The following is an 8,675-nucleotide window of genomic DNA, read 5'->3' as shown; positions in this document are numbered from 1 at the left end:
TCTATTTTAGTTTTCCATTGCAGAGCCGTTTCGTCACCGGGATCTAATTTTAGAGCGTTGTCAAAGTGGATTTTGGCCATTTTTAGCTGATTTTGCTTCAAATACACCATTGCAATTAAGCTATGACAACGACTATTTTTTGGTTCTAGCTTCAGGGCCTCTTGCAACTCTACTTTGGCTGGGGCAAATTGGTTTTTGTCAATCAAAGATTGAGCGCGACGAATATACTGTTCTACAATCAAGTCTTCTTTTGGTGGGGCTGGTGTTGGTGGTGTATTTTTTGGTGTATTTGGCTGAGGTGTACCTGATTGGACTTTGGGTTGAGCAGATGGCGGTGCGGCGGATGCTTTACCCGCACTCCGCATTAAATACACTAAATTCAACTCACTAGCTTGGGCAATCACTTGCAGCGCTTGTTCTAAAGAATCATATTGGGTTTGGGCTAGTTTTGCGATCGCAGTTTTATAAAAATGATCGATATTACCTGCCTCAACTAACTGTTTAGCCAAGTCGGTGTTTAGAGTTACCGAAGTCGATTCCTGTACTAGACGTTTGCCAATTTGCGACAAAATTAGAATATATTCCGTGCGAGTGCGATCGCCAGAGAGTTTTTCGTAAGCCGGGTTAACCAGCTTTGATAACAATTCGTTACCGAGATGTTTTTGAGCAGCAGTTTCAGTAAGACTACTGTCTGGGTGCAAACGACGGGCGACTTGGAGATAGCGTTTGCGAATCTCTTTAACATCGGCATCAACTGGAACGCACAGCACTGCGTGATGATCTATGAAATCATATTTAAATAGTCCACGATCTATTTTGAAAGACATATAGAGTTTTTGCACCAAAGGAGCAGTTAGATTGCTTTTAGTGTACCCAAAGTCGTAGAGAAAGCCCCCATCTGCTACACCCAAGCTGACAGTGGTGGAACCCGTAAAAGTTCGTTACTGAGGGAGTCGTGAATATAACTATTTGTGGCAAGAATTCTACCAGACTCAATTTTGACAGCAGTGCCATCGTAGGCGGTGATTTTGCCCCCGGCTTCTTGTACCAAAATTATCCCGGCGGCAATATCCCAAGGAGAAAGTCCCCGTTCCCAGTAACCATCGACACGTCCACAGGCAACATAAGCCAAATCTAGCGATGCCGAACCGCTACGTCTAACTCCTTGGGTAAGATGGGTGAGGTGACTAAATTCTGCGTAGTTGTTATCAGAGGTTTCGCGGCGATCGTAGGCAAATCCCGTTACTAGTAGACTTTTACTCAGTTCAGATGTTACCGAAACCTTGATGGGTTGACGGTTACGCGTTGCCCCGAAGCCAGCAGCAGCACGGAATAGCTCATTGTGAAAGGGGTCATAAATTACACCAACTTGGGGAACGCCATTAATTAACAGCCCGATGGAAACGGCGAAAAATGGGTATTGATGAGCGTAGTTGGTTGTGCCATCGAGAGGATCTATTGCCCAGAGGTACTCATTCTGTTGATTACCTAATTTCCCTGATTCTTCAGCGAGGATCGAGTGCTGGGGAAAGTGGCGACGCAAAATTTCTAAAATCAATTCCTCTGAGGCTTTATCAGCAGCCGTGACTAAATCACCAGGGCGTCCTTTTTCAATAATTGCGTCTTCTAACTTACCCAAGTAACCTTGCAAAATAGCACCAGCAGCTAAGGCTGCTTCTGTAGCAATATCTAGAAAAATTTGTAGATTTGTCATTTGTCATTTGTCATTGGTCATTTGTCATTGGTCATTTGTCATTTGTCATTTGTCATTGGTTATTAATTCTTCTACTTCACTCCTCCACTCTCCCCCTCAGCACTCAGCACTCAGCACTAATTAAAAATTTTGGCGGCGAAACTCGGCGGGAGTGAGGCGCATGGGCTTTTCTGGACTCCAAATTCCTTGCCCCATGAGTCTAGCCCATTGTTGGGCACGTTCTAAACGCAGGTCATACTTATGGTTAGGCGATCGCCCCACAAACATTGCATTTCCTTGTTTGACTAATTCTTCATTCAATAACACCTTATTTTTCCACACATAAGCTAGAGTTCGCCCAATTTTGTCTTTTGCTTCTAAATCAAACTCCAGTGTTACCGATTGTTCTACACCACCAATTAGATTCTCTAACTGTTCTTTTGCTGCCTCCCCCCAAGGGCGCTGTCGCAAATCTGGTGCATCAACACCCACTAACCGCACTTGGGAAATCAAATTTGGTTGTTCAGCCATGCCCAAAACTTCCAAACTTTGCCCACTAACTACCCGCGCTACTTTCACCTGGGCTTCATTGTTTGGCAGCTGGTTTTTACCTTGGCAACTCACCAACAGCAATAAACAAGCCAAAATAACTATTTTTTGCACCCACTCACCAAGACGCACAGGCACCAGAAATTTGGTGATTTTGAATTGTTTATTCTTCATCTAAGGGTAAACCCGCTTTAACTCTCCCCTTAGCAAAATAGCGTCCAAACTGGAGTTCGTAGACTTCATCTTCGTCTTGCGTTTCCACTTCCAAGTCAGAACGGGGGTAACTCACACACAACAAGGCATAACCTTGCTTACGTAAATCTGGTGACAAGCCGATCGCCTCTGGTTGGTAAATTTCTCCTGATAACACTCTCACAGCACAAGCGGTGCAAGCCCCGTTGCGGCAGGAAAACGGTAGTTCTACCCCTTGTTTTTCGCCAGTGTGTAGGATGTAGCGGTCTTCTGGCACTTGTAGGGTGTGTGTTTTGCCAGTGGCGCGATCGCGAACTTTAATTGTGTATGTACGGGACATCTGGATTTGCGTTTTGGGATTAGGACTATCAGATTCAATCTAGAATATCTTTCTTTATCTTTGCATTTTCTGGGATTTCATAGTATGATCGTAACTTGTGACACCTGGAGAGGTGGCCGAGTGGTTTAAGGCGCAGACCTGGAAAGTCTGTTTAGGGAAACTTAACGGGGGTTCGAATCCCCCCCTCTCCGTTCTCAAACCTAAGTCTAAATATATAGTTTGAATATAGCTAAATGTATTTAGGACTAGAAAAATTAAATATGATTTTCAAAAATCTTTGCAACACAATGAATCATCTGTAGAGGCGTACATCTGTACATTGGTCTCAACTTAAGCTAAAAGCTTTGTCAAATCTCGTTTCCAGCCTCTGGGCTGGAAATGCTGCTCTTGGCGGCTCTGCCGCCAGCAAGGGAGGCAGAGCCTCTAGGACAGCATTCCCAGTCTCAGACTGGGAACGAGACAACGAGACAATATCTAAAAACTTTTTCTAGGCTGGCTTTCACGTTAAGTTGACACCAATGACATCTGTATGCCCCTAATAAGTATTTAGTGGAATGGTATAACACCAAGAATATGAGTGTTAAGGCACTTCAATGGGAATCAAAGCATTTTCTGGCAAGTAGTTGGAAAAACGCCCCTCATCTGCAAGCACCAAAATCAGGCGTAGGGGATAATCTGGCGGAACTTGCAAATCTGCCCACGGTACTGCCAACTCTAAACAATTATTTAAAGCTACTTGAGCGCGGCTGAAACGGGGATGCCATTGATAATTGTCTCCAGCTTCTCGAAATTGAATCGATTGCGTTAGCAAGTTAACTTCCAGAAGATGGTGGAAATGGTAATTAAGTGGGGCTGCATCTGGTACATCTGCCAAGGGAATTGGACTATTGACCATTGTTTTTTCTGGATAGAACCACAGCAAATTCAACTCTGCTGGAAAACCCCGCCTTGGTGCAACGCCACCTTTAAAGTCCAACCGCAAATAGAAATTTAAGTGATCGACCCCATACCAAAGTCGCTGGATAACACTGCTGTTATGCATCGTCCCTCGCGCCCCACCAATTTCTATGCGTCCAGCTTTATCCCAATCTTGTTCGTCACCCTTACCATCAATGACGGGGTGAATAAAGCCTTGTGGGGTGTGACTTCCCTGTGCTTCGTGGATTTCCAGCGGTTGCTTGAGATAGGGCGGTAGAGGTTCATTTAAAGCCTTGTAAATACCAAACAGATGTTCTCGAAACAACCGATCAAAAATGGCATCCTGATTTGAGGAGTGTCCTGCACCAAACCACCAGAACCAGTCGGAACCTTCTGCGGCATATAATGCTTCCCACGCTTCTGGGTTGTTTTCTTCCGTCGCTTCGGGATGACTTGCAAGCATTTTTCTTGCTTCTGTCAAATAATCCCAAGCACGATTTTTGGCGGGATCGCCGATCCAAGTGGTGAAGTTGCCATCTACCCAAGAACCACTATGTAGTTGTCCTCCGGGAATGGTGGCTGTGGCTGGAAATTCTTCCAGAAATTCGGAAACAGTGACGAGTTTGAGGTGAGGTTCATCGCTCAAACTTTGATATAAAGCTTCTAAAAAGGGTTTGCCATCTTGGGGATAAAATTCCCAGCAATTTTCCCCATCTAAAGCGATAGTAACTAGCCAAGGTTGTTCGCTATGACTATCTCTTTGCATTTTAGCGATCGCTTGCAAATGTCCCACTAAATCTGCAGCTGCCTTTTTTGCTGGCATTGCACCATAAGTAAAACCAATCAAGTCTGATAATCTGTGGTCGCGAAACACAATTGACAAGTCACCCTCGGCGGTTTGCAGGCGATAGGGTCGATACAACAATTCTGGTTGCTCCACATTCCCCGCCCCATCCCGATGAAAAAAGTGTTTCAGCGTCCACCCTAAGACAGCTTCATCTGAGCATATCCACTTAAAACCTTGGTTAATAATATGCGGAAGTATCGCCGGACTTACTGATTGTTCCGAAGGCCACAAACCACGAGGTATCTGTCCAAAGCGGTCTTTATAAAAGTTCCAAGCTTTCCGCAAGTGGCGGGGAATATCTTCTGCCCACTCAAAGCGTTGCTTTGGTAGTGTCATATTGGGCACAGCTGCCCGACCAGAGTTTGTATCAGCTAACAAGGGTAAAATCGGGTGGGTGTAAGGTGTGGTGGTAACTTCTAGCTGCCCCGACTCCTGCATTTTCCGATGTTGGGGGATAATCCGACTGAGAATTTCTCGCTGTTTAGAATAAATGCGCTGGCGATCGCTTAAAGTAAAATTCCGACCCTTTTTTAACCAAGCAGCAATTTCTGGGTCATCCCAAAACAGCGGATCGATCCAAGCTAAATTGTGCCAAGCTAGCAAATCGCCATAGTCTGGCAATTCCCAATTTGCTAAACACCAAGGTTGGCCTTTTTCCTGCCTTTGCTGGTACAACTCGGCATAGCGGGGATGAGGGTCAATCAGAGTATGGTGATTGGCATCAAAAAAGTGTTGGATAATAAATTCCCGCTGTTGCTGGGTAAGTTGCTCATCCGGTGTCAAGCTGGCTGTGAGGTAAGGGTCAAAAGCAGTGCCAGCAATATAATCTTCGAGTTGCAATATCAGCGATGGAACTAAATTCACTGTTTGGTGTAACTTAGGATACTGCTCTAAAAGCAATACTAAATCCAGGTAATCTTTAGTTCCATGCAAACGTACCCAGGGAAGACGGTACTGCTGACTCTGAGATAGCGAAACGCCGCTGCCAGGGGATTTGTACAGCGGCTGATGTTGATGCCAGATAAAAGCAATGTAAAGAGGATGGGACATAAAGAATAGTTAGGAGTTAAGAATGAGGAGTTAGGAGTTGATTCAAACTCATAACTCCTAACTTCTAACTCCTAACTTTTACACCACTTGCTCAATTTCTGCAATTTCGGGAATCATTTCCTTGAGGCGGCGCTCAATACCCATTCTCAGGGTCATTGCAGAACTGGGGCAAGAACCACACGCACCTTGCAGGCGCAGTTTTACAACAGGCCCATCGAGTTCTACTAGTTCCACATTGCCGCCATCAGACATGAGATAAGGGCGCATTTCATCTAAGACTGTTTCAACGTTTTCAGATGTAAGTGTCAGTGTCATAGTTTTAGACCTGCTAAGTTAATGATGGGGATTGGGGAGGCAGTGCAGTCTTGGGGAGCCAGTCCGATCTTGGGGTTTCCCCAAATAGAGGAACTGGCGTGTCTCCCCAAGTGGAGCAACTGCCGTCATGGAGCATAGGGCATGGGGCATGGGGCATTAATGATCTCTGTGCCAGATGCGCGGTTACTCATTAACCATTATCCAAAATTTTATTTTTCAGCTTTGTTAAATCGATCCTAAATCTATTGCCGCTAGATTGTCAGGTGTCAGTTTTTAATGACTTTTGACTAAACCACTGCTGGTTTTAGCAACTTGATATTAGATTAGCTGAACAATTTGTCGTGCAAGCCCTCCTACTCTACTTTAGCCTTTAAAGTACTGAAGAGAAAGCCATGAGGTGAGGACAAGGAAGGTTTTTTCCCCCATACTTCTCTACGAGAGTCCGTGCCCTAAGCGTAGCTATGCCGCAGGCTTTACGGCAACACTCAGTACAAGTGCTTAATATGGTTAATAAATAATACTAAAAAATTTTAAAGTTTAAAACTAAAAACCCAGTACTGGTAATCTTTCAAATAGCCAATGACTAATGACCAATGACCAATGACCAATGACTAACATTCAGCACTACTTGTTGAGTCGCCATCATTAGACGAAACCATAACTGGTTGTTGATATAGTGGCACAGTGAATGTGACTGTTGAGCCAAGTCCTTCGCCCAAACTATAAAAATGTACCTCGCCGCCCATAGCCTCCACTAGCTTTTGGGATATTGCCAGTCCCAAACCTGTGCCGCCGTACTGGCGAGTGCGGGAGCCATCCACCTGAGAGAATAATTGAAACAGTTTATCTTGTTTATCTAAGGAAACACCAATACCAGTGTCTGCCACACGTACTCTTACCATGCCAGGAAATTGCTGCTCTTGAAAGTTCGCCTTTTTGAGTACTAAATCGGCGCTGACGGTAACGCCACCCTCATGGGTAAATTTGATCGCATTACCTACTAAATTGATCATCACTTGTAGCAACCGCTGGTAGTTGCTTTGGACAATGATTTCATCAGAGGTAGCAGGCATTTGCATCCGAAAACTGAGGTTTCTCATTTCTGCTTGGGGACGCATGAAACCTTCTACATGACTGAATAGCTCATCTAGCTTGACTGGAGCGTAAGCTAGCTCCATTTTACCAGCTTCGATTTTGGCAATGTCCAAAATATCGTTGATGATATTCAGCAGATGTATCGATAACTGATGAGCTTCCGTCAAAAACTGATTTTGTTCTTCTGGATCATCTGCCATCCCTTCTAAAATCAGCTTCAAAAAGCCAATCATACCGTTGAGGGGGGTACGAATTTCATGGGATACATTAGCCAGAAACTCGCTTTTGAGGCGGGAAGCTTCTTCGGCTTTTTGACGCGCTATTTCTAATTCTTCATATAAAGTAGCATGAGCGATCGCAGTTCCCAATTGATCTGCTGCTTCTTTTGCCAGTTCTAATTCCGATTCTGTTAATGTGTAGCATTCATCCTGCCAATTCAAGGCAACCAATCCATTAGCTTGGTCTTGATAGCAAGTCGCAACTACTAAAGTTTTCTGCCGCCCAGACTCTTTGTATCCAGGCACTTCCATTGTAACTGGTTCTAGGGTTGCCAAGGCTTGAGCAAAGGCAGGCTCAGAAGCTATATCTATGTCTGAGCCAAGCATTGATTTGAGTTCTGGCTGGCGATACTCAGCTTTCACCTGCACTTTTGAGCTTGAGGGCTGATAAGGACAAATAATGCAGCGTTCTAGCCGCAGTGCTTTCCCCAAACTGTCAACTGTTTGCTGCCAAATAATATCTAAATCTAATGTCCGGCGAATATTTCTGGTAATCCGATTTACCAATTTTTGGTGTTGCTGCGATCGCAAAGCCAACTCTATTTGTGTGGGCGTTTTTGATGCCACGCGCGCTTGTTTTTTGTTGAGTGTCGCTTGTACCAAGCGTCCCATCACTAAAACGGTAGTGGCAGTGGTTCCCAAACTCGGCATAATCGGACTAATCACTAAGTCCAACTCAAATAATTCTTTCTGATAGCTAAACCAACATTGAAATCTTTCTGGCACCAGACTTGTCAAAATTCGGTGCAATCGTTCCAAATAACTAACCTTATCCACTGGGACAAAGGTTTGAGTCTGGTTCAGCTCGTCAACTATTTTTTCAGTATTTAACCCCAGGAGTTCGCTGTACTGCCAACAAAAGGTCAGATAGCGCCCTGCCCCATCCTGTGTATAAACTAACTCTGCTCCTAGAGTTGCTAATGAGCCATCAGTCTTACTGGTAATAGATTCCAGATTTTGGGAAAATACATTTGACAATTGGGAATTGGCAGTAATAGTCATTAATTGAGTTGGATAGACAAAGGGTATCCGACCGTAATTTTACTAAAGCCGCTGAAATTTATACATAAATTTTTACAGCTTTTTTGTGTTTGATGGAGTATTTTTTGGTGTTCTGAAAACCAGATTGGCAAACTTTACTTTTTTTTACTTGCATTGACACTTAACCAATGGCGTCAATCGTTCCATTCACCGCGAGGAGGAACAGGGGTACGCACAGGCGTGCGCGTTAGTTCATCATCTCTAAGGATTTCACCCCGTAACCACTGGCGAATCGCTACTTCAATTACTTTACTTGGGTCATTTGTGAGATGCTGAATTTGCTCTAGTAACTCGGAGTCTAGGCGGACAGCAATTTCTACCTTATCGGCTGGTGTATTTTCCGCTTCGGTAGTTTTC

The 8,675-nt window shown here is 44.4% G+C and carries 8 protein-coding genes and 1 tRNA gene; 1 reads left to right on the top strand and 8 read right to left on the bottom strand.

The genetic code is table 11. The features are described 5' to 3' along the window. The 4 genes from IQ229_RS04310 to IQ229_RS04295 form a co-directional block, all read right to left on the bottom strand. The coding region (locus IQ229_RS04310) for a J domain-containing protein (RefSeq protein ID WP_194041593.1) at window positions 1-827 on the bottom strand (827 nt) is incomplete at its 3' end. Between the two features lie 74 nt (window positions 828-901). Then, window positions 902-1,714, bottom strand: a complete 813-nt coding sequence (locus IQ229_RS04305) for an inositol monophosphatase family protein (RefSeq protein ID WP_194041591.1) — start codon at window positions 1,712-1,714, stop codon at window positions 902-904. 120 nt (window positions 1,715-1,834) lie between these two features. Further along, complete coding sequence (locus IQ229_RS04300) at window positions 1,835-2,416, bottom strand: thermonuclease family protein (protein ID WP_194041588.1); 582 nt, start codon at window positions 2,414-2,416, stop codon at window positions 1,835-1,837. Continuing rightward, window positions 2,406-2,774 carry a 2Fe-2S iron-sulfur cluster-binding protein gene (locus IQ229_RS04295; RefSeq protein WP_194041586.1) on the bottom strand — a complete coding sequence of 123 codons (369 nt, stop codon included), beginning with the start codon at window positions 2,772-2,774 and terminating at the stop codon, window positions 2,406-2,408. The genes IQ229_RS04300 and IQ229_RS04295 overlap by 11 nt, the downstream gene beginning before the upstream one ends. Window positions 2,775-2,880: 106 nt before the next feature. Here IQ229_RS04295 and IQ229_RS04290 point away from each other — a divergent pair. Then, window positions 2,881-2,965, top strand: a tRNA-Ser gene (locus tag IQ229_RS04290). Window positions 2,966-3,354: 389 nt separating this feature from the next. Here IQ229_RS04290 and IQ229_RS04285 read toward each other — a convergent pair. The 4 genes from IQ229_RS04285 to IQ229_RS04270 form a co-directional block, all read right to left on the bottom strand. Further along, window positions 3,355-5,589: a glycoside hydrolase gene (locus tag IQ229_RS04285; protein ID WP_194041584.1), complete on the bottom strand. Its 2,235-nt coding sequence runs from the start codon at window positions 5,587-5,589 to the stop codon at window positions 3,355-3,357. Window positions 5,590-5,667: 78 nt separating this feature from the next. Then, on the bottom strand, window positions 5,668-5,898 hold the full coding sequence (locus tag IQ229_RS04280) for a NifU family protein (RefSeq protein ID WP_228013109.1): 231 nt from the start codon (window positions 5,896-5,898) through the stop codon (window positions 5,668-5,670). A gap of 617 nt (window positions 5,899-6,515) precedes the next feature. Beyond that, on the bottom strand, window positions 6,516-8,279 hold the full coding sequence (locus IQ229_RS04275; RefSeq protein WP_194041580.1) for a sensor histidine kinase: 1,764 nt from the start codon (window positions 8,277-8,279) through the stop codon (window positions 6,516-6,518). Window positions 8,280-8,452: 173 nt separating this feature from the next. Further along, window positions 8,453-8,675 (bottom strand): hypothetical protein (locus IQ229_RS04270; RefSeq protein ID WP_194041578.1); only part of this gene is annotated, 223 nt, incomplete at its 5' end.

This window comes from Nostoc cf. edaphicum LEGE 07299, from assembly GCF_015207245.1.
GTDB lineage: Bacteria > Cyanobacteriota > Cyanobacteriia > Cyanobacteriales > Nostocaceae > Nostoc > Nostoc edaphicum_B.
This window is presented reverse-complemented; position numbering and strand designations above follow the sequence as displayed.